A 19430-nucleotide genomic window follows, 5' to 3' on the forward strand; every position below is an offset into this window, starting at 1 on the left:
GCGGGGGCTGCCCCGGCTACTGCCCGAACTTGTCGTTGAGTTCGTCCTGATAGGGCCGGAGCGTGTCGAGGTCGTCCTCGGGCACGGCTTGGACCGCCTCGGCGAGCTTGGAGATGCCCGCCATCTGGGTGCGCACGCCCTCTGGCATCATGGCGAGCATGGAGGGATCCATGTTCTTGAGCTCCTCCATGCCCTCGAACGCGTCCTCGTCCATGCTCAGCGCCATGTAGGCCATCATGATCGAGTCGGCGGTGTCGCCGAAGCTGCCGAGGGATTTGAAGCCGCTCTCCTTCACCGCCGAGGAGAAGTCCCGCGCGGCCGGACTCGACGACATCTCGCCGAGGCGGTCCGCCATGGTCGAGAAGATCTTGAAGCGGCCATCGGCGCCGAGCAGGTCCGAAAAGCCCATCGGCCCGTCGGGCAAGGACGCCTGTAGTTCCTCGTCAGGATACTTGTCCCGTAGTCCCTCGACCCGATCCATGAGCGTCATGAAGGACTCGACGTCCTTCCCGGTGAAGCTCTGGGCGAGGGCGGCGCTAGAGAAGGCGGCGGCACAGGCGGCAGCGGCAAGCAGGTGACGAAAACGCATCGGTCTCTCCCCTTTGAGGCGTTCGCCGGAGGGTAAGGCCGGCCATCGAAGGAGAGAAGTGCCGGACGCAGCCGAAGCGCGTCCGTGCGGTAGGTCACGGAAGGTTGTCGTTCTTCCCGTCCTCGGCGCGGATACGGGCGACCTCGTCGCGCGGGTGCGGGATAGAGAAGAGGACACAAGGGCCGATAGCGGAATGGAAAGTTGGTCTCCGCTCGAGCTCCGACAGCCTGACCGCCAGGGCGGTCGGCGGCGGATCGGGAAGGGCGATCAGCGTCCCTCGGTAGTGCGAGATCGCCTGCTGAAAACCGGCCGCGCTGCCTGTCAGCATCAGCAGCGCGACTGGAAGTGCGAGCAGGAACCGAAGCGTCACTGCACCTCGAAGGCGAACCGCTTCGTCTCGCCGCGCGCGATGTAGCCCTGCTCCGTGGTCATGGCGGGCTGGTAGCGCCAGGCCGCGATCGCATCGAGCGCCGCCCGCTCGAAGCAGCGGTTCGAGCTCTCCGTGACGACGGCGTTGACGACCTGCCCCCCTAGAGTGACGTCGTAGCGGACGGTCGCGTGGCCGCTCGTACCCCTGGCGAGGCAGTTCGCCGGGTAGGCGGGGCTCATCGTGATGAGGGGAAGAAGGACCGCGGAGGCGGTTCCGCCCGACGGGTCGATCTCGCCGACCGACAGGGTCGGCTCGACGAAGCCGTTCGCCGGGTCGCTGCTTGCCGGACCTGTATAGTCGGGCCGGATGAGCGGCGGCGTTTCCGGAAGAGGAGCGATCGTGCGTTCGATGGACGGGGGGTCGGGCTCGAAAGGCTTCGGCGGCGGGGGAATGTAGGGCCGCTCCTTGATCTCGCCGGGGATGAAGATCTCGCCAGGCATGATCAGGCCGTACATGAGGACGAACAGCGCTGCGGTGACGATCCCTGCGAAGGGCAATCCTAGAACGAACCTCTGCATCGCGTCTCTCCCTGACGCGGGCAGCCGGATGCTGCCCGACTCTAAGAAGAGGCTACCGCAAGAACAGGTCCAATCGAAGAAGAGAACGCAGCGAATTCCCTTGCACTGCAACAAGATCAGCTGGTTCGCCGCGCTAGAAGTCGGTGTCCTGCTGGCCGAAGTCTTCGGGCCGGGCCGAGATGTTCTCGGCAGGCTGGCACTGGGCGTAACCCGCCCGCCAACCCGCCCGGTAGCTCGGCTCGGCGTCGAAGAGCGCCTCGTCGCGGTACTCGCGCACGGAGAAGCTCAGGTTGCGGGCCTCCGCCGTGCGGCAGCCGTCGCTGACGCCAGAGCCGTAGAACGGCCCGTCGGCCGCGTCGCTGAGCGATGCGCAGGCGGGTACGAGCAGCAGGGCGGCGGGAGCGAAGCGTCGCATGAGAGGATCCTGACCGGGCTTTGCCGCCGCCTACCGCTTTCGACCGGAACACGAAAGCGGGCGTTAAGCCCGATGTGGGACACCGGCGGCCTGATTAATCGAAGCTTGAAGGCGAGCCATGCAGCCGGCGGCCCAGACGAACGAGAACGCAGCGGGAACGCTGGCGAGCAGCGGAACCCAGCCGGAGCTGGTCCGCCGCCTGGTGGACGTCCTGAGCCTGCCCGCCGGGCGGCAGACGCAGAACGAACGCGCCTTCGTCGCCGACGTGCTCGCAAGCTTGATGGCGACGGCGGACATCGGTTTGCGCCGAGAGGTCGCGGAGCGGATGACGGCGGTCGGGAGCCCACCAGGCATTCTCCTGCGTCGCCTTCTGCACGATCAGATCGACGTGGCGGAGCCGCTGCTGACGCGCCTCAAGGAGATCGGCGAGCCTCTCCTCGTGGAGGTCGCCGGCCAGACCGCGGAACACCGGAGCCTGATCGCGAAGCGGGACGACCTGACACCGGCCGTCGCCGAAGCGCTGCTCGATTGGGACGAGGGACCGGTCATCGCCGCCATTCTGCGTCGGACGGAGGTCGCGCTCTCGCCGGAGCGGATCGAACAACTCCTGTTCAAGAGCCGTCACGACGCCGAGGTGCGAACGTTGCTGCTCGCCCGTCCCGAGCTTCAGTCCGGTCACGGCTTCACCATGTTCTGGTGGGCCAGCACGCCGCAGCGGCAACGCATCCTGTCGCGTTTCGCCATCGACCGAACGGTGATCCAGGACACGCTTCAGCCGATGTATCGGGCCGTGTTCACGGCCGAGGCGCCCGATCCGGTCGTCAAGCGGCTGCTCCACCTCATCGATCGGCGCCACCGCCCGCGGGGACGGAACGGAGAGACCGTCACCATGGACGTGGTCGAGAAGACCCTGACCGTCGCGCGCGCCGTGCCGACAGGAGAGCTGTGCGAGGCTGTCGGCCTGCTCGCCGGCATCTCTACCGACTGTGCGACGCGCGTCATGCTCGACGGCGGTGGCGAGCCGTTCTCGATCCTCGCCAAAAGCATCGGAGTGTCGCGCGGCGCCTTCACGCAGATCCTGGAAGGGGCGGCAGGCCTGCCCAAGGACGGCACGGGGCCCGAGTTCGATGCCGAACGGCGGGAGCATCTGGTGGCCACGTTCGACACGATCGCGCGCGACTATGCGCGGACCGTCCTGCGTTACTGGGACTGGCGTCCGGACGCAGAAGGGTTCGGCACGGCGGAGTCCGCCAGCGGCGATGACGGCGGCTACTTCGGGGCTGTCTAAAGTTTCCCGGCGCCCCCTGTTGCGTTCCTGAGCAAAGGTCGCGATTTTGCGCCCGCCGGCGGGCAGAAGGCACGCCGGTAGGTCTCCTGTTCGCGCCTCCGGCGGACTTTCTCTCGCAGGCTCGATGCTCGGCTTCCTCAGCAGCCTCGCTGGACGCATCCTCGCGCTGACGGTCGCGCTCGGCGCGCTGTGGCTGCTCCTATCGTTCTACTTCGACGAGCCGACGCTCCTCGGCTTCGGTGCGATGAGCGTGGCGGTCACCGTCTGGCTGACCCACCACCTCGGCATCCTCGACCGCGAAGGCGTGCCGACGCGCGTCTTCCCCGGCATCCTTCCTTACATGTTCTGGCTGACGGTCGAGATCGGCAAGGCGAACGTCATCGTGGTGCGCGAGGTCTTGCGGCCGACGCTGCGCCTGTCGCCGAAGATGATCCGCGTGCCGGCGAACCAGGTCTCCGACCTCGGCAGAACTATCTTCGGCAACTCGGTGACGCTGACGCCCGGGACGATCACGGTCGACGTCGACCGCGACACGCTCGTCATTCACGCCCTGACCGAGGCGTTGGCCGATCAGGACGCCATCGGCGACATGGGCGACCGCGTCACCGCGTTCGACCGAGCCGAGCCGAGAACGCAGGCGGTGAAGTGTTGATGTTTGCCGTCGCAACGGTGGCCGTGGTCGCGGCGATGGCGCTCGTCCTCGTGCGGGCGATCAAGGGGCCGACGCTCTACGACCGGGTGCTGGCGGTGAACAGCTTCGGCACCAAGACCGTGCTGCTCCTGGGCCTGGTCGGGTTCCTGACGGGCCGGCCTGACTTCCTCGACATCGCGCTCCTCTACGCCCTCCTGAACTTCGTCGCGACCATCGCCATCCTGAAGTTCTTCCGTTATCAGGCGCTCGCACCGGTCATGACCGGCGTGGATCGCGAGGAGGACCGGCATGATTGACGTGATCCTCGACGTCCTTTCCCGGGGCCTCTTCCTCCTCGGCGGGCTCCTGGTCTTCGCCGGCGCGCTGGGCGTCCTGCGGTTTCCCGACTTCTACACGCGGATGCACGCGGCCGGCGTGACCGATACGATGGGGGCGGACCTCGTCCTCCTAGCCATGGCGCTGCAGGCGGACGACCTCATCACGATCGTGAAGCTGTTCTTCATCTTCGTCTTCCTGGTGCTGACGAGCCCCGTCAGCACGCACGCCGCCGCGCATGCGGCCTTCGTCGGTGGATTGCGGCCCCTGACCGGCGCGGACCTCACGCCCGCCGAGGAAGGCGAGGGACCCCGTCCGGTCCGCGCCGCGCGAAGGACGGAGGGAGCGTCCTGATGGAGATTCCGTTCGAGCCGGGCTTCAGCTGGACGGTCCTGATCGACCTGTCGCTCCTGACGCTCCTGATGCTGTGCGGCCTCGCCATGGTCCGCATGCGGCGGCTGTTCGGCGTCGCCATGCTGTCGGGCATCTACAGCCTTCTGTCCGCCGCCTTCTTCGTCGTCCTCGACGCGGTGGACGTCGCGTTCACCGAGGCCGCGGTCGGGGCGGGGGTTTCGACCGTGCTCGTTCTGTCCGGCATGGCGCTGACGTCGAAGCGCGAGCAACGCGTGTCGAGCCGGCGCACCATCCTGCCGCTCGCCATCGTCGTGATCGTCGGGGCGGCGCTCGTCTACGCGACGATCGACATGCCGGCGATCGGCGACCCCAACAGCCCGGCGAACGCCTATGTCGGGCAGGCCTATGTCGAGCGGAGCCCCGAAGACATCGGCGTGCCGAACATCGTCACCGGCGTCCTCGCCAGCTATCGCGGCTACGACACGATGGGCGAGACGCTCGTCGTGTTCACGGCCGGCTTGGCCTGCCTTCTCCTCCTCGGATCGGGATCGATCCGCGGCGGACGGAAGGTGACGGACCCTGCGCCCAGCGAAGACGAAGCGAGCCCTGTCGGCGAAGCGCCCGCGCCCGCCCGTCCGCTGTCCGACGGTCCGCGTTGAGGGAAGGTTGATCTGATGGGCATGGGACACGTCATTCTGCGGGTCACGATCAAGCTGCTCTTCGCGCCGATCGTGCTCTTCGCCTTCTACGTACAGTTTCACGGCGACTACGGCCCGGGCGGCGGTTTCCAGGCGGGCGTGATCCTGGCCGTCGCCTTCGTCCTCTACGCGCTCGGCTTCGGCCTGGAGGAGACCAAGCGTGCCATCCCGCCGCGCTTCCTGACCTTCGGCATGGCCTTCGGCGTGATGATCTACGTCGGGACCGGGTTCCTGACCCTGTTCCTCGGCGGCAACTTCCTCGACTACAACGTGCTGGACCCCGACAGCCACCACAATGCGGGCCAGCACCTTGGCATCCTGATGGTCGAGTTCGGCGTCGGCATGGCGGTGGCGTCGACCATGCTGCAGATCTTCTACCTCTTCGCGGGCAGGGAGGCGGAACCTTCCGACGACGCATGGTAGACGTGCTCGACTTCGTGATCGCCCGGTACAACTACTGGATCGTCATCGTTCTGATGATGACCGGCCTCTACATCGTGTTCAGCCGCGGGAACCTCGTGAAGTCCCTGATCGGGCTGAACCTGTTCCAGACCTCGGTCTTCATCTTCTACATCTCGATCGGCCGCATCACGGGCGGCACGGCGCCGATCCTCCTCGAGGGTCACGGTGACGAGCACGACGCGGAAGGGGCTGCCGACCTGCACGGCGCGACCGTCGGCGGGGAGGGCGCTTCGCACGCCGCGGACGCGCATGCCGGGGCCGCCCACGGCGCCGAGGCCGGGCTTCACCCCCTGGGCAGCGGATCCGCCGACGTCGCGCCCGGCGCCGACCTCCTCGCAAGCCCCTCGCACGTGCCGGTCGGCGACCCGCCCGGCGTCGACGTCGTGGAGATCACCCGGACCGTCGGTGACACCATCTACTCGAACCCATTGCCGCATGTTCTGATCCTCACCGCCATCGTCGTCGGCGTCGCCACGACCGCCGTCGGCCTCGCCATCTGCGTGCGAATCAAAGAGGCCTACGGCACGGTCGAAGAGGACGCGCTCGAAGCCATGGACAACGCCGCAGAGTACGGTCTGACCGAAGGCCAGGCCGAGGGGGCAGCGTAGTGGCGCTGGTCGACCACCTTCCCGTCCTCCCCGTCGTCGTCCCGCTGATCTCGGCGCCGGCCTGCGTACTGCTGCCGAAGGGGCGCTTGCCCTGGCTCTTCGCGACGCTCGTCTCATGGGCGACCTTCGCGCTCGCCGCGACGCTGCTCGGCGTGGTGATGCAAGAAGGGGTGATCACCTACTACCTCGGCGGCTGGTCCGCGCCGCTCGGCATCGTCTACCGGATCGACCTTGCGACCGCGATCGTCATGGCGCTCGTCTCCGGCATGGCAGCGGTCGTCTTTCCGTACGCCCGCGCGTCGGTCCTGAAAGAGGTGGGGCGCGACCAGACGCCGGCCTTCTACGGCGCCTTCCTCATCTGCCTGACCGGCCTCATCGGCGTCGTCGCCACGGGCGACGCGTTCAACGTGTTCGTCTTCCTGGAGATCAGCTCGTTGTCGACCTACGCGCTCGTCGCGATGGGCGCGCGGCAGGACAGGCGGGCGCTGACGGCGGCCTTCACCTACCTCGTGCTCGGCACGATCGGCGCGACCTTCTTCGTCATCGGCCTCGGCCTCCTCTACCAGATGACCGGCACGCTCAACATGCTGGACCTGCATGCGAAGCTCGCAGGCCAGGACAACAAGGTCGTTCGCGCCGCCTTCGCCTTCATCGTCACGGGGCTCGGGCTGAAGCTCGCCATGTTCCCGCTGCACCGGTGGCTGCCCAACGCCTACACCTACGCGCCCTCGGCGGTGACGGCCTTCCTCGCTTCGACCGCGACCAAGGTCGCCGTCTACGCGATGCTGCGGTTCCTCTTCACGATCGTCGGTTTCTCCGCGCCGTTTACGGAGGTCGCGCTCGGCCTCTTCCTCGTCCTCGGCCTCGCCGGCATGTTCGTCGCCAGCCTGATCGCGGTCTTCCGGGACGACGTGAAGCAGATGCTCGCGTTCAGCTCCGTCGCGCAGATCGGCTACATGCTGCTCGGTATCTCGTTCGCGACGGAGGCGGGGGTGGCCGCCGCGCTGACCCACGTCGTCAACCACGCGCTGATGAAGGCCTCGCTCTTCCTGGCGGTCGGCTGCGTCTACTACGCGATCGGGTCGCACCGCCTCTCCGACTATCGCGGCATCGGAAGGACGATGCCCTTCACCGCCGCCTGCTTCATCATCGGCGGGCTCAGCCTGATCGGCGTGCCGCTCACGGCCGGCTTCGTGTCCAAGTTCGTCCTGATCGAAGCGGCGCTCGGCGCGACCTTGGCCGTTCCCTCGCTGCTGATCGTGCTCCTGATCGTCGCCTCTTCCCTGCTCGCCGTCGCCTATATCGGCCGGGTCGCCTATGAGATGTTCCTCGCAGACCCGCCAGCGGGCGCCCCGGCCGTACAAGGCCGGGCGGTGCCGCTCGGCATGCTGATCCCCATGGCGGTCGTCACCGCGCTCAACGTCTATGTCGGCGTCGACGGCGAAGGGCTGGTCGCGCTTTGCACCGAGGCGGCCCAAGGCCTCCTCGCGCTCAGCTTCGGCGGGGGGGCGTTCTGATGCTGACGCCCGAGACCGCGCTCCTCGCGAGCTTGATCCTGCCGCTGATCGGCTTCGTCGGCATCATGCTGACCGACCGCGCGCCGAACCTGCGCGAGGGGATCACGCTGACGACGGCCGTCTTGACCTTCCTTTGCGTGCTGACGGTCTTCGTCGGCGTCGCTGGCGGCGCGCGGCCCGAGGTCACGGTCCTGACGATGCTGCCCGGCCTCGACGTCGCCTTCTCGGTCGAGCCGCTCGGCGCGCTCTTCGCGCTGATCGCGTCGGGCCTTTGGATCGTGAACTCGCTCTACTCGATCGGTTACATGCGCGGGAACGGCGAGAAGGGTCAGACGCGCTTCTACATGTGCTTCGCGATCGCGATCACCGCGGCGCTCGGCATCGCCTACGCCGGAAACCTGCTCACCTTCTTCGTCTTCTACGAGGCGTTGACGCTTTCGACCTTCCCGCTCGTCACGCACAAGCGCGACGCCAAGGCGCGGGCAGGGGGGCGCATCTACCTCGGCATCCTGATCGGCACCTCGATCGGCCTCCTGCTGCCGGCGGTGATCTGGACCTACGTTCTGACCGGCACGACGGACTTCGCGCTCGGCGGCATCCTGGCAGACGCGCCGGACCTGCGCGGGGCGGGGCCGGTGATCCTGCTCGGTCTCTTCGTCTTCGGGATCGGCAAGGCCGCGCTGATGCCGGTCCATCCCTGGCTGCCCAACGCCATGGTCGCGCCGACACCGGTCTCGGCCTTCCTGCACGCGGTCGCGGTCGTGAAGGCGGGCGTCTTCGGGGTGCTGAAGGTGTCGCTCTACGTCTTCGGGACGGACTACCTGGCCGCCTCGGGCGCGTCCGAGCTCTACATGTGGATCGCGGCGGGCTCGATCCTCCTCGCCTCCGCCATCGCGATGACGCAGGACAACCTCAAGGCCCGGCTCGCCTACTCGACGGTCTCGCAGCTCTCCTACGTCACGCTCGGCGCGATGATGGCGACCTCGCTCGGCGTCATTGGCGGGGCGACGCAGATCGCGGCGCACGCGCTCGGCAAGATGACGCTCTTCATGTGCGCGGGCGCGGTCTACACCGCAGCGCACCACTCGCTGATCTCGGAAATGCGCGGCACGGGGCGGGCGATGCCCTACACCTGGATCGCCTACATCATCGGCGCGTGCTCGATCATCGGCCTGCCGCCGATGGCGGGGTCCTGGCCCAAGTTCTACCTGATGATGGGCGGGCTTCAGGGCGGGCACGGCTGGCTCATCGCGGTCCTGATCGTCTCGAGCCTGATGAACATCGTCTACCTCCTGACCCCGGCGGTGCGCGCCTTCATGGACCCCGTGCCGACGCCCGCCTCCGGCCACGCGCCGGCCGCGGTCATTGACGAGGCGCCGCTCTTCTGCCTCGTGCCTGCGTGGATCACCGCGATCGGCACGGTGCTGCTCTTCTTCTTCATGGGCGACCTCGTGGCCTTCCTCGAACCCCTGGTGGCACGATGAGCGAGCATCCGAAGATCCGCGAAGACGAGCACTCGGTCTTCGAGCGGCCGCGCACGATCCGCATCATCTGGATCGTGCTCATCGCGTCCTGCGTCCTCTTCGCGGCGCTTGGCTTCGTGCTTGCGGCGATGCACGAGATGCACCCGCACTTCACGGCGGACGCGTTCCCGGCCTTCTACGCGGTGGTCGGCTTCGTCTCCTTCGCCTTCATCGTGCTGGCCGGGCAGCACCTCCGCCGCATCCTGATGCGGCCCGAAGGCTACTATGACGGCGCGGAGGCGGAGCTGCCGCACAACCCCGTCGCGGACGACGCCGTGCGCGTGACCGACATGGACGAGGCGAAGGCGTGAGCGCCGAGACGCTCCTCTTCGGCGGCGCGGCGGAGGCCTACGCCCGCTACCGCCCCGGCTACCCGCAGGCGCTTTTCGATCTGCTCCTCGCGCGGACGGCCGGGCGGGGCGTCGCCCTGGACCTCGGCAGCGGGACAGGTGCGATGCTGGGTCCGTTGACGGACAGGTTCGAGCGGGTCGCCGCCGTCGAGCCCGACGCGAAGATGGCGGCGCTCATCGCGCCTGCGCCGAACCTCGACGTGCAGGTCGCTTCCGCGGAGACCGCGCCGTTGCCCGGCAAGGTCGATCTCGTCACCTGCGGCACGGCCTTCCACTGGTTCGACGGGCCCCGGGTGCTCTCGAGGCTCGCCGAGGTCGCGGTGCCGGGGGCGCTGCTCGCGGTCTGCACCTACTACCGCCCCGACCCCGGCCCGGCGACCAAGGCGGTCATCGAGGACGAGATCAAGGCGCGGTGGAAGCCGTTCATGCACGACCGCCTAGGACGCCACGACTACGCCGCGCGGACGCTCGATGCGCATGGGGACTGGACCGCGCCCGAGCGCGTCCGCGTACCGCACCGCTTCGAAATGGCGGCCGAGGACCTCGCAGGGTTTCACGCCTCGACCTCTTACGGCAGCGCCTACCTGCGCACGCTCGCCGATCCGCAAGGCTACCTCACGGACTTCGCGGACCGCCTCGCCGAGGCGAACGGCAGCCGCATGCTGACCGTCTCGCTGCCCGTCGAGACCCTGCTCTCACAGCCCGCCGGGAGGCGCTCGTGACCCAAGTCCTGCCCGCCGCCCTCAGCCCCGGCATGGTCCTCATCCTCGCCGGGCTCGTCGCGGCGCTCCTGCCGCGCATGGGCCGGAACGTCGCGGGCGTCGTCGGGGTCGCGATCGCCTTCGTACACCTTCTCTCCTACGGCAACGCGCCCGTCGGCGAGCCGCTCCTCTTCGCGCAGTCGAGCGTGATGGGCTTCGATCTGACGGGGGTGAGGGTCGATCGGCTCTCCTTCATCTTCTCGTTCATCTTTCACGTCGCAGCGGCGCTCAACGTCATCTACGGCTGGCGTCACGCGACGCGGCTCGAGGCGTCGATGGGCCTCATCTATGCGGGCGCCGCCATCGGCGGCGCGCTCGCAGGGGACCTCCTGACGCTCTTCGTCTACTGGGAGCTCGCGGCGCTCTCCTCCGTGTTCATCGTCTGGGCCGGGGGCGGGCACGCCGCGTTCAAGGCGGGGATGCGCTACCTCGTGGTCCAGGTCAGCTCCGGCCTCCTCCTCATGGGCGGGATCGCGGTCTGGGCGGGGCAGGGGAACGACCTCGCCTTCAACAGCTTCGAACTCATCGGCCCTGACGGCCGCGTCGCCCTCGCGCCGCTCCTCTTCCTCCTCAGCTTCGCGATCAAGGCGGCGTTCCCCTTCCTCCATACCTGGCTTCAGGACAGCTACCCCAAGGCGAGCGCGGTCGGCGCGGTCATGCTCTCGGCGTTCACGACCAAGCTCGCGATCTATACGCTCGCGCGCGGGTTCGCAGGCACGGACATCCTGATCGTCATCGGCTGCGTGATGACCGCCTTCCCGGTCTTCTTCGCGCTGATCGAGAACGACCTTCGCAAGGTGCTGGCCTACTCGCTGAACAACCAGCTCGGCTTCATGGTCTGCGCCATCGGCATCGGCACGCCGCTGGCGCTGAACGGCGCGGCGGCGCATGCCTTCGTCCACATCATCTACAAGGCGCTCCTGTTCATGGGGATGGGCGCGGTGCTGACGCGGGTCGGAACGACCAAGGCGACGGAGCTCGGCGGGCTTCACAAGTCGATGCCGCTGACGACCGTCTTCACCATCGTCGGGGCCATGTCGATCTCGGCCTTCCCGCTCTTCTCCGGCTTCGTCGCGAAGTCGATGATCACGCTCGCCGCGGCGGAGCAGCACCACTTCTGGGCCTACCTCGCGCTCCTCTTCGCCTCGGCCGGGGTACTCGAGCACTCAGGGATCAAGATCCCGTACTTCGCCTTCTTCGCGCACGACAACTTCGCGCCTTCGATCACCGGGCGGGCACGTCCGAAGGAGGCGCCCCTGCCCATGCTGATCGCGATGGGCATCGCCGCGTTCTTGTGCATCTTCATCGGCGTCGTGCCGTCGGCGCTCTACGCGCTTCTGCCGTTCGAAGCGGAGTACACGGCCTATACATCGGCGCACGTCGTCACGCAGATGCAGCTCTTGATGTTCGCGATCCTGGCCTTCGCGCTCCTCGTGAAGTTCCGTCTGTACCCGGCGGAGGTTCGGTCGGTGAACCTCGACGTCGATTGGTTCTGGCGGGTGCCGGGGCGGAAGCTCTTGATGGGCGGCGTCGTCTGGACTTCGGCGGCATGGCGGTCGGTCTGGGGCGGTGCGCGAACGGGCGCTGCCGGCACGATCCGCCGCCTCTATGCGACGCACGGGCCCGAGGGCGGCTTGGCGCGGACGTGGACGGTGGGCTACACGGCGCTCACGACCGCCGTCGTCCTCGCGATCACGCTGCTTCTCGTCTTCGCCGCCGGGTAAACGGAAGCTTACAGGCCGCAAGGGTCCGGTAACGACCGGATCCGAACGTTCGGTAGAAGCAAGCGGCGCGTAGCGGGGCACGGAGCGATTTCCGAGCAGGAACAGACGCTGTTTCTTAATGACGGCTTACTGTAGTTGAATCAGTTCAATTCGAATAAAACTGTCCACTAAACCAAGAAAAACTTGTCCCCGTGTAGGTTGTGTCTCGTAAGATGGGACATCCGGAGAGGGTGGTCCGGAACAACCAGGGCAAGGGCAAAAACATGACGTTGGAGAGTAGCGGCGCAGGCGCGCCGCAAGACTGGTTCGCGTTCACCGCGAGACGACTGGTCGCAGCGGAGTTTCGCATCGCGGAGAGCGCGTTGGCCTCGGCGAGCCGGGCCAAGCAGGAGGTCGCCTTCGCGCGGCAGGTGGCGATGTACCTCGCCCATGTCTGCTATCAGCTGACCTATCAGGAGGTCGCGGACGCGTTCGGCCGGGAGCGGACGACAGTGTCGCATGCCTGTGCCGTCGTCGAAGACGCGCGGGACGAAGGAAACAGGCTCGACGAGCGCCTCTGCAAACTCGAGGAGCGGCTGCGGGCCCTCGCGAAGCTTCGTACGGGCTGGCCGACCGCGATGCCGCCGAGCGAAGCCAGAAGCGGCGTCATCCCTTTCTCAGGTCCAACCGGGCGCGAACGCTGAGAGGCGTCTCGCCGGCGTCCGCCAGGCTGCGCAGTGTCTTCGACCTGTCCCGCTTCGCGAGCCGCCGCCCCCCTTCGTCAGTGACGAGGGGGTGGTGCCGGTAGGTGGGCGGGGCGGAACCGAAGAGGGCGTAGAGGAGAACGTGAAGGTCGGCCGCTTCCTTCAGGTCCTCGCCGCGAATGACGTCCGTCACGCCGGTCGCGATGTCGTCCGTGACCGAGGCGAGGTGATAGCTCGTACCGACATCCTTCCGGGCAAGGACGACATCGCCGTGACGGGCCGGATCGGCAGCGCGCGTATGCCGGGCGCCGTCCACGATCTCCGTGACAGGAAGCACGCCCATGGCCGCGACCGCTGCGTCCATGTCGAGGCGCCAGGCGAACGGCTCGTTCGCTTCGAGCCGGGCGGTCTCCTCGGCGGGCGGCAGGGGCGCCCCCTTGAACGCGGACGCAGGACCGTGCGGCGCCGACATCGCTTCGGCGACTTCCGCACGCGTAAGGAAGCAGCGGTAGACGAGGCCGCGGTCCCGCAGGGCTTCGAGCCCGTCGCGATAAGCAGCCATCCTCTCCGATTGGCGCAGCAAGGGCGCGTCCCAGCTCAAACCGAGCCAAGCGAGGTCCTCGTAGATCGCCTCTTCGAACTCGGGACGGCACCGGCCCCGGTCGATATCCTCGATCCGCAGAAGGAACCGTCCGCCATGCGCTCGTGCCGCGTCGTGGTTCAGGATCGCCGAGTAGGCATGGCCCAAATGCAGGAGTCCGGTCGGGGAGGGGGCGAAGCGGGTCACGATCATAGGAGCGCGAGCCGACATGGCCTTGGCATTGCAACGATCCCGTCAGCACGGAGGCCGTTCATGTTCGAGAAGACCGTCATCCGCCAGGGCAAGTCGAAGCTCATGGTAAGTTTGTGCCTGACCGATGGGCGTCAGGTCGAGGGCGAGGTGTTCGTCTGTCCAGGCGAACGCCTGTCCGACCTCCTCAACGATTCGCGCGCCTTCGTGCCTGTCGAAAGTCCAGAGGGCGAGATCGAGGTCGTGGCGAAGCAGGCGATCCTGTCCGCCCGCCTGATGGCGCAGGAGCCCGTCGAGGTTCGGGATCCCTACGGCCTGCTGCGCGTCGAACGAACCGCGACCGATTCCGAGATCCGCACCGCCTGGATGGAGAAGGTCAAAGCGAGCCATCCGGACAGGCTGGCCAGCCTCGGCATGGACGAATCGGTGGTCTACGCCGCGCGCAAGGTCTGCCAGCGCATAAACGGCGCTTACGACGACATCATTCGCCAGCGACGGGGCAGCGCGGCGGCCTAGCCGCCCGCGCCGCCGACCGTGATGCGGTCGATCTTGCAGCTCGGCTGGCCGACGCCGACGGGCACACCCTGGCCGGCCTTGCCGCAGACCCCGATGCCGGGGTCGAGGTCGAAGTCGTTTCCAATCATCGAGATGCGGCGCATGACGGTCGGCCCGTCGCCGATCAGGGCGACGTTCTTGAGCGGCTCGCCGACCTTCCCGTTCCGGACGCGGTAGGCCTCGGTGCAGTTGAAGACGAACTTGCCGCTCGTGATGTCGACCTGACCGCCCGAGAAGTTCACGGCGTAGATGCCGTCCTTGACGCTGCCGATCAGGTCGGCGCGGCTGTGCTCGCCGCCGGTCATGAAGGTGTTGGTCATGCGCGGCATCGGGGCGTGGGCGAAGCTTTCGCGTCGTCCATTGCCGGTCGGCGCGACGCCCATAAGGCGGGCGTTGAGCCTGTCCTGCATGAAGCCGACGAGGCGGCCGTCCTCGATCAGGGTCGTGCGCGAGGTCGGGGTGCCTTCGTCGTCGACGGTAAGGGAGCCCCGGCGCCCTTCGAGCGTTCCGTCGTCGACGACGGTGACGCCGTCCGCCGCGACCTTCTCGCCGAGGAGTCCGGCGAAGGCGGACGTCTTCTTGCGGTTGAAATCACCTTCGAGGCCGTGACCGACCGCTTCGTGCAGGAGCACGCCGGTCCAGCCGGAGCCGAGCACGACTTCCATCTCGCCGGCGGGGGCGGGGACGGCTTCGAGGTTCACGAGCGCCATGCGCAGCGCCTCGTCGATCTGGGCCTGCCAGAAGCGAGGATCGATGAGGCGGGTGTAGGTCTCCCGGCCGCCGGCGCCGGCCGAGCCCGATTCCTGCCGATCGCCTTCGCCCGCCGTGACCGCGACGTTGAGGCGCACGAGGGGGCGGACATCGCGGACGATCTGACCGCCGGGGCGGACGATCTCGACCGTGACGTGCTCGCCGGAGAGGCTCGCCGACACCTGCCGGACGCGCGGGTCGAGGTCCCGCGCATAAGCGTCGATGTCCTGCAGAAGCCGAATCTTCTTGTCGAAGGCGAGGCCGTCTAGCGGGTTGTCGGCGGTGTAGAGCGACGTGTTCGTGCGAGCCGGTCCGCCCGCGAGCGTGCCGCCCTGGCCGGTGCGAACGGCCTGGACCGAGGCGGCGGCGCGCTTGAGCGCGGCCTCAGAAAGCTCCGACGCGTGCGCGTAGGCCGTCGTCTCGCCGAGGACGGCACGCAGGCCGAAGCCCTGCGAGACGTCGTAGCTCGCCGTCTTCAAGCGTCCGTCGTCGAAGACGAAGGCTTCGGACTGGCTGTGCTCTAAGTAGAGCTCGCCGTCGTCGGCGCCGGAGAGGGCGTCGTCGACGACGCCTTGGGTCCGGACGGCGTCGAGGTCGGTTCTGTCGAAGAAGAGAGAGGCCATGCCCGCAAGTTAGGGTCGGCGGGCCGGGGAGGATAGGGGCCTTCTCGCCTCAGCTCGTGACGGCGCGGTCGAACACGACCTCCCGTTCGATGTAAGGCCTTTCGAGCTGACGCAGGCGTTCGAGCGCGACCTCGTTATCGGGGTCGAGCTTCAGAGCGCGAGCGTAGTCGGCGCGGGCGAGCCCTTCGAGGTCGAGGTCCGGGCCGGACGCCATCTCCCAAGCGAGGCCCCGGTTGATAAAGACCCGAGCGGTCTTCATGCCGAAGCCGTCGATCGCGAGCGTGAAGTCGTCCGCCGCGGCCCGGTAGTCACCGAGGCGAAACCGGACGACGCCCCGGTTCACGACCGAAGCGCCAAGGTTGCCGCGAATGTTCGCTTGGCTCGCGACCGCACGGTCGCAGTCCCTCACCGCATCCTCGTCCGGCATCGTGTCGACCGCGTGCAGGTAGCACCGCCTCGCCCAGTCCTCCCCGGCGAGGAGGGTGATGCCGGGACCGTCCGTCCGCGGTCCCGCCATGGCGGCCAACGCCAAGACCAACGCGATCATCGCAACCTCCCATGTGATTATTGTTTGCGACAATCATACTCCCGAACCCCGGAAACGACAAACGGTCCGCGTTTGAGGCGCCGGTGTTGATGCGACCATTTTTCCGGCCCATAAGCGGCGACATCCAGGCAGCCACGGACCTATAAGCCGCCCATGACCGCGCGAACCCTTCTACCCGTTCTAGGCCTCCTGCTGGCGGGCTTCCTATTCACGCCGCAGGCCCTCGCGCAGGAGCAGGAGGGTGCCGCTACCGCGACGAGCGAGACGGCCGACGACGTCGGCCCCGCCGACGAGGTATCGCAGGCGGTCGCCAAGGTCGCGCAGGCAACCGGCGTCGAGGTTTCGACCGAGGCGAACCTGCCCGACCCCACCGGGACGGGCATGCGGGAAGCCGTCACGCCGATCGCGAACGAGATCCACGCCTTCTACGAGTTCATCCTCCTGCCGATGAAGCTCCTGATCAGCTTCTTCGTGCTCGGCCTGATCATCTGGGTGCTCGTCCGCTACAACAAGGTCGCCAATCCGATCCCGCGCCGGTTCAGCCACAACACGCTGGTCGAGGTCGCCTGGACCCTCGTGCCCGTGCTGATCCTCCTGATCATCGCGCTCCCCTCCTTCGACCTTCTCTACCTCGAAGACACCATGCCGGACGGGCAGAAGGTGGTCGCCGAGCCGGGACAGCGCACGGTCACGGTCGCCAACGACTTCCCCGACTCCCGCCTGATCGAGACCAACCGGCATATCGAAGTCGCGGCCGTGAACGTCGAGAGCGGCGAGCGCCGGCTTCTCGAGACGGACGAGTACGAAGTCGAAGGCTTCGGCGAGCCCGAGCTTACCGTGACGCTCGCCGGCGCCTTGCCGCAGACCGAACGTCTCGAGGTCATCGGCGGACGCAGCCGGGTGGGCCGTAAGCCGATCCTGGGCCTCTTCGGCGCCGACGAATCGCAGATCGTCCCGGCCCCGAGCATGACGATCAAAGCGACGGGTTATCAGTGGGGCTGGAACTACTCCTACCCCGACTTCGGCGAGTTCGAGTTCGACGCGCTGATCGCACCGCCGGACGCGGTGCCCTCCGAGCTGTACCGGTTCGCCGCGACCAACGACGTGGTCGTTCCGGCCGGCGAGACCGTGCGGGTCATCACGACCGGCCGCGACGTCATCCACTCCTGGGCGATGCCGTCCTTCGGCGTGAAGATCGACGCCATTCCGGGGCGCCTCAACGAGACCTGGTTCTACACCGAGGAACTGGGCACCTACTACGGCCAGTGCTCCGAGATCTGCGGCAAGGACCACGCGTTCATGCCGATCGCTGTGCGCGTCGTCTCCCGGCCCGAGTTCGAAGCCTGGGTCGACGAGCAGCGCGACTTCAACGGTCTCGAGCCGCTCTTCCAGAATCAAGACCAACTCGCCGCGGCCGCGCCCGCTACGACCGACCTCAACTAAAGGACCGACGCGATGTCAGACACGTCCTACACCGCCGACCGCGTCTCCGTGGCCGACCCCAAAGCCCACCACGCGGCGCATGACGACCATGCGCACGACCACAAGCCGTCCTTCTTCGTCCGCTGGTTCTTCTCGACGAACCATAAGGACATCGGCGTCCTCTACCTGATCTTCGCGATCTTCGCGGGGATCATCGGCGGCGCCATGTCCGGCGCCATGCGGCAGGAGCTGAAGGAACCGGGAATCACCTTCCTGACGAACTTCACGGCGCAGTACGAGATGATCCCGGCCGTCGACGGCGCCTGCGCCACCGGCGAGCTCGTCGGCGGCGATCAGTGCCGCGTCGAGCGCGTGCCCGAAGCGCGGATCGAATCGGCCAAGAACTTCTACAACGTGCTGATCACCTATCACGGCCTGGTCATGATCTTCTTCATGGTCATGCCCGCGCTGATCGGGGGGTACGGCAACTTCTTCGTGCCCATAATGATCGGGGCGCCAGACATGGCGTTCCCCCGGATGAACAACATATCGTTCTGGCTCTACGGCGCCTCCGCGACGTTGCTCACGCTCAGCTTCTTCGCACCCGGCTACGGGGCGGAGCAGGGCTATGGCGGGGGCTGGGTGCTCTACCCGCCGCTGTCGGTCGCGACGCGCGGCCCGGCGATGGACCTCCTGATCGTCTCGCTCCACCTTGCGGGCGTCAGCTCGATCCTGGGCGCGATCAACTTCATCACGACGATCTTCAACATGCGCGCGCCGGGCATGACGCTGCACAAGATGCCGCTCTTCGCCTGGGCGGTGCTAGTCACGGCGTTCCTGCTGGTGCTGTCGCTGCCGGTGCTCGCGGGCGCGATCACCATGCTGCTGACCGACCGCATGTTCGGCACGGCGTTCTTCGATGCGGCCAGGGGCGGGGACCCGGTGCTCTACCAGCACCTGTTCTGGTTCTTCGGTCACCCGGAGGTCTACATCCTGATCCTGCCGGCCTTCGGCATCGTCAGCCACATCATCTCGACCTTCTCGAAGAAGCCCGTGTTCGGCTATCTCGGCATGGCCTACGCCATGGTCGCGATCGGCTTCATCGGCTTCATCGTCTGGGCGCACCACATGTACACGGTGGGCTTGTCGGTCGACATGAAGGCCTACTTCGTGGCGGCCACCATGGTCATCGCGGTGCCGACCGGCATCAAGATCTTCTCGTGGATCGCGACGATGTGGGGCGGGTCGATCGACTTCAAGACGCCGATGCTCTTCGCCGTCGGCTTCGTCTTCCTGTTCACCGTCGGCGGGGTGACGGGCGTCCTGCTCGCGAACGCCGGCATCGACCACTACATGCACGACACCTACTACGTGGTCGCGCACTTCCACTACGTGCTCAGCCTCGGCGCGGTCTTCGCGATCTTCGCGGCCTGGTACTACTGGTACGAGAAGATGTTCGGCCACGCCTACAACGAGAAGATCGGCCAAGCGCACTTCTGGGTCATGTTCGTCGGGGTGAACCTGATCTTCTTCCCGCAGCACTTCCTCGGCCTGCAAGGCATGCCGCGGCGCTACATCGACTACCCCGAGGGCTTCGCCTTCTGGAACCACGTCTCGACCATCGGCTACTACATCACGGCGGCCGCAGTCCTGATCTGGCTGGTCGGCATCGCCGAAGCGGCGCTCTTCCGCCGCGGCAAGGGCGCCCGGGCCAACCCGTGGGGCGAAGGAGCGACGACGCTGGAGTGGACGCTTCCCTCGCCGCCGCCCTATCACCAGTTCAACGAGCTGCCGGTCATCAAGTAACCGGTCGATCACCGAACGAACGGAAGGGGCGCTTCGGGCGCCCCTTTCTG

At 67.3% G+C, this 19430-nt stretch carries 22 protein-coding genes and 2 pseudogenes; 17 read left to right on the plus strand and 7 right to left on the minus strand.

Annotated features, from left to right (window positions below):
* Positions 1 to 16: 16 nt before the first annotated feature.
* The 4 genes from GGQ59_RS05090 to GGQ59_RS05105 all read right to left on the minus strand — a co-directional run bounded on the left by GGQ59_RS05090 (position 17) and on the right by GGQ59_RS05105 (position 1952).
* The gene (locus tag GGQ59_RS05090) at positions 17 to 589 is read right to left on the minus strand and encodes a hypothetical protein (RefSeq protein WP_183816401.1); all 573 of its coding nucleotides are present in this window, start codon (positions 587 to 589) and stop codon (positions 17 to 19) included.
* Positions 590 to 683: 94 nt separating this feature from the next.
* The gene (locus tag GGQ59_RS05095) at positions 684 to 959 is read right to left on the minus strand and encodes a hypothetical protein (protein WP_183816403.1); all 276 of its coding nucleotides are present in this window, start codon (positions 957 to 959) and stop codon (positions 684 to 686) included.
* On the minus strand, positions 956 to 1537 hold the full coding sequence (locus GGQ59_RS05100) for an energy transducer TonB (RefSeq protein WP_183816405.1): 582 nt from the start codon (positions 1535 to 1537) through the stop codon (positions 956 to 958). Before GGQ59_RS05100 ends, GGQ59_RS05095 begins: the two co-directional genes overlap by 4 nt.
* Positions 1538 to 1670: 133 nt before the next feature.
* Positions 1671 to 1952 (minus strand): hypothetical protein, encoded by a 282-nt coding sequence (locus GGQ59_RS05105; protein WP_183816407.1) that lies wholly within the window; start codon positions 1950 to 1952, stop codon positions 1671 to 1673.
* A 118-nt stretch (positions 1953 to 2070) separates the two neighbouring features.
* Between GGQ59_RS05105 and GGQ59_RS05110 the strand changes: the two genes are divergently transcribed.
* From GGQ59_RS05110 to GGQ59_RS05170, 13 genes are all read left to right on the plus strand, one after another.
* Positions 2071 to 3240, plus strand: a complete 1170-nt coding sequence (locus GGQ59_RS05110) for a DUF2336 domain-containing protein (RefSeq protein WP_183816409.1) — start codon at positions 2071 to 2073, stop codon at positions 3238 to 3240.
* A gap of 124 nt (positions 3241 to 3364) precedes the next feature.
* Complete coding sequence (locus GGQ59_RS05115; protein ID WP_183816411.1) at positions 3365 to 3892, plus strand: Na+/H+ antiporter subunit E; 528 nt, start codon at positions 3365 to 3367, stop codon at positions 3890 to 3892.
* On the plus strand, positions 3892 to 4188 hold the full coding sequence (locus tag GGQ59_RS05120) for an MrpF/PhaF family protein (RefSeq protein WP_183816413.1): 297 nt from the start codon (positions 3892 to 3894) through the stop codon (positions 4186 to 4188). Before GGQ59_RS05115 ends, GGQ59_RS05120 begins: the two co-directional genes overlap by 1 nt.
* Positions 4181 to 4561 (plus strand): monovalent cation/H(+) antiporter subunit G, encoded by a 381-nt coding sequence (mnhG, locus tag GGQ59_RS05125; protein ID WP_183816415.1) that lies wholly within the window; start codon positions 4181 to 4183, stop codon positions 4559 to 4561. The genes GGQ59_RS05120 and mnhG overlap by 8 nt, the downstream gene beginning before the upstream one ends.
* Complete coding sequence (locus GGQ59_RS05130) at positions 4561 to 5220, plus strand: DUF4040 domain-containing protein (RefSeq protein WP_183816417.1); 660 nt, start codon at positions 4561 to 4563, stop codon at positions 5218 to 5220. The genes mnhG and GGQ59_RS05130 overlap by 1 nt, the downstream gene beginning before the upstream one ends.
* 21 nt (positions 5221 to 5241) lie before the next feature.
* Positions 5242 to 5682, plus strand: coding sequence for a Na(+)/H(+) antiporter subunit B (locus tag GGQ59_RS05135; protein ID WP_183816419.1), 441 nt, complete (start codon positions 5242 to 5244; stop codon positions 5680 to 5682).
* Complete coding sequence (locus GGQ59_RS05140) at positions 5676 to 6329, plus strand: sodium:proton antiporter (protein WP_183816421.1); 654 nt, start codon at positions 5676 to 5678, stop codon at positions 6327 to 6329. Before GGQ59_RS05135 ends, GGQ59_RS05140 begins: the two co-directional genes overlap by 7 nt.
* The gene (locus GGQ59_RS05145) at positions 6329 to 7846 is read left to right on the plus strand and encodes a proton-conducting transporter transmembrane domain-containing protein (protein ID WP_183816423.1); all 1518 of its coding nucleotides are present in this window, start codon (positions 6329 to 6331) and stop codon (positions 7844 to 7846) included. The genes GGQ59_RS05140 and GGQ59_RS05145 overlap by 1 nt, the downstream gene beginning before the upstream one ends.
* Positions 7846 to 9330, plus strand: coding sequence for a proton-conducting transporter transmembrane domain-containing protein (locus tag GGQ59_RS05150; RefSeq protein WP_183816431.1), 1485 nt, complete (start codon positions 7846 to 7848; stop codon positions 9328 to 9330). Before GGQ59_RS05145 ends, GGQ59_RS05150 begins: the two co-directional genes overlap by 1 nt.
* Positions 9327 to 9680, plus strand: coding sequence for a hypothetical protein (locus GGQ59_RS05155; RefSeq protein ID WP_183816433.1), 354 nt, complete (start codon positions 9327 to 9329; stop codon positions 9678 to 9680). Before GGQ59_RS05150 ends, GGQ59_RS05155 begins: the two co-directional genes overlap by 4 nt.
* Positions 9677 to 10441, plus strand: coding sequence for a methyltransferase domain-containing protein (locus GGQ59_RS05160; RefSeq protein WP_183816435.1), 765 nt, complete (start codon positions 9677 to 9679; stop codon positions 10439 to 10441). Before GGQ59_RS05155 ends, GGQ59_RS05160 begins: the two co-directional genes overlap by 4 nt.
* Positions 10438 to 12204, plus strand: coding sequence for a Na(+)/H(+) antiporter subunit D (locus GGQ59_RS05165; RefSeq protein ID WP_221400868.1), 1767 nt, complete (start codon positions 10438 to 10440; stop codon positions 12202 to 12204). The genes GGQ59_RS05160 and GGQ59_RS05165 overlap by 4 nt, the downstream gene beginning before the upstream one ends.
* 263 nt (positions 12205 to 12467) lie before the next feature.
* Complete coding sequence (locus GGQ59_RS05170) at positions 12468 to 12887, plus strand: helix-turn-helix domain-containing protein (RefSeq protein WP_183816437.1); 420 nt, start codon at positions 12468 to 12470, stop codon at positions 12885 to 12887.
* Here GGQ59_RS05170 and gluQRS read toward each other — a convergent pair.
* On the minus strand, positions 12850 to 13680 hold the full coding sequence (gene gluQRS, locus GGQ59_RS05175) for a tRNA glutamyl-Q(34) synthetase GluQRS (RefSeq protein WP_183816439.1): 831 nt from the start codon (positions 13678 to 13680) through the stop codon (positions 12850 to 12852). The two genes, GGQ59_RS05170 and gluQRS, sit on opposite strands and share 38 nt — an antisense overlap.
* Positions 13681 to 13740: 60 nt before the next feature.
* On the opposite strand from gluQRS, the gene GGQ59_RS05180 reads away from it, so the two are divergent.
* Entirely contained in the window at positions 13741 to 14193 is a 453-nt protein-coding gene (locus GGQ59_RS05180; protein WP_183816441.1) for a J domain-containing protein, read from the plus strand.
* Here the strand turns inward: GGQ59_RS05180 and tldD are convergent.
* Both tldD and GGQ59_RS05190 read right to left on the minus strand, forming a co-directional pair.
* Entirely contained in the window at positions 14190 to 15605 is a 1416-nt protein-coding gene (gene tldD / locus GGQ59_RS05185; protein WP_183816443.1) for a metalloprotease TldD, read from the minus strand. The two genes, GGQ59_RS05180 and tldD, sit on opposite strands and share 4 nt — an antisense overlap.
* 49 nt (positions 15606 to 15654) lie before the next feature.
* The gene (locus GGQ59_RS05190) at positions 15655 to 16152 is read right to left on the minus strand and encodes a hypothetical protein (protein ID WP_183816445.1); all 498 of its coding nucleotides are present in this window, start codon (positions 16150 to 16152) and stop codon (positions 15655 to 15657) included.
* Between the two features lie 153 nt (positions 16153 to 16305).
* On the opposite strand from GGQ59_RS05190, the pseudogene GGQ59_RS15545 reads away from it, so the two are divergent.
* The 3 genes and pseudogenes from GGQ59_RS15545 to ctaD all read left to right on the plus strand — a co-directional run.
* Positions 16306 to 16764 (plus strand): annotated as a pseudogene (locus tag GGQ59_RS15545) (cytochrome c oxidase subunit II transmembrane domain-containing protein); the annotation flags it as partial.
* 339 nt (positions 16765 to 17103) lie between these two features.
* Positions 17104 to 17595, plus strand: a pseudogene (locus tag GGQ59_RS15385) (cytochrome c oxidase subunit II); the annotation flags it as partial.
* Between the two features lie 12 nt (positions 17596 to 17607).
* Positions 17608 to 19380, plus strand: coding sequence for a cytochrome c oxidase subunit I (gene ctaD / locus GGQ59_RS05200; RefSeq protein WP_183816449.1), 1773 nt, complete (start codon positions 17608 to 17610; stop codon positions 19378 to 19380).
* Positions 19381 to 19430: the final 50 nt, after the last annotated feature.

The sequence above is a fragment of the Parvularcula dongshanensis genome, assembly GCF_014199615.1.
GTDB classification, from domain to species: Bacteria; Pseudomonadota; Alphaproteobacteria; order Caulobacterales; family Parvularculaceae; genus Parvularcula; species Parvularcula dongshanensis.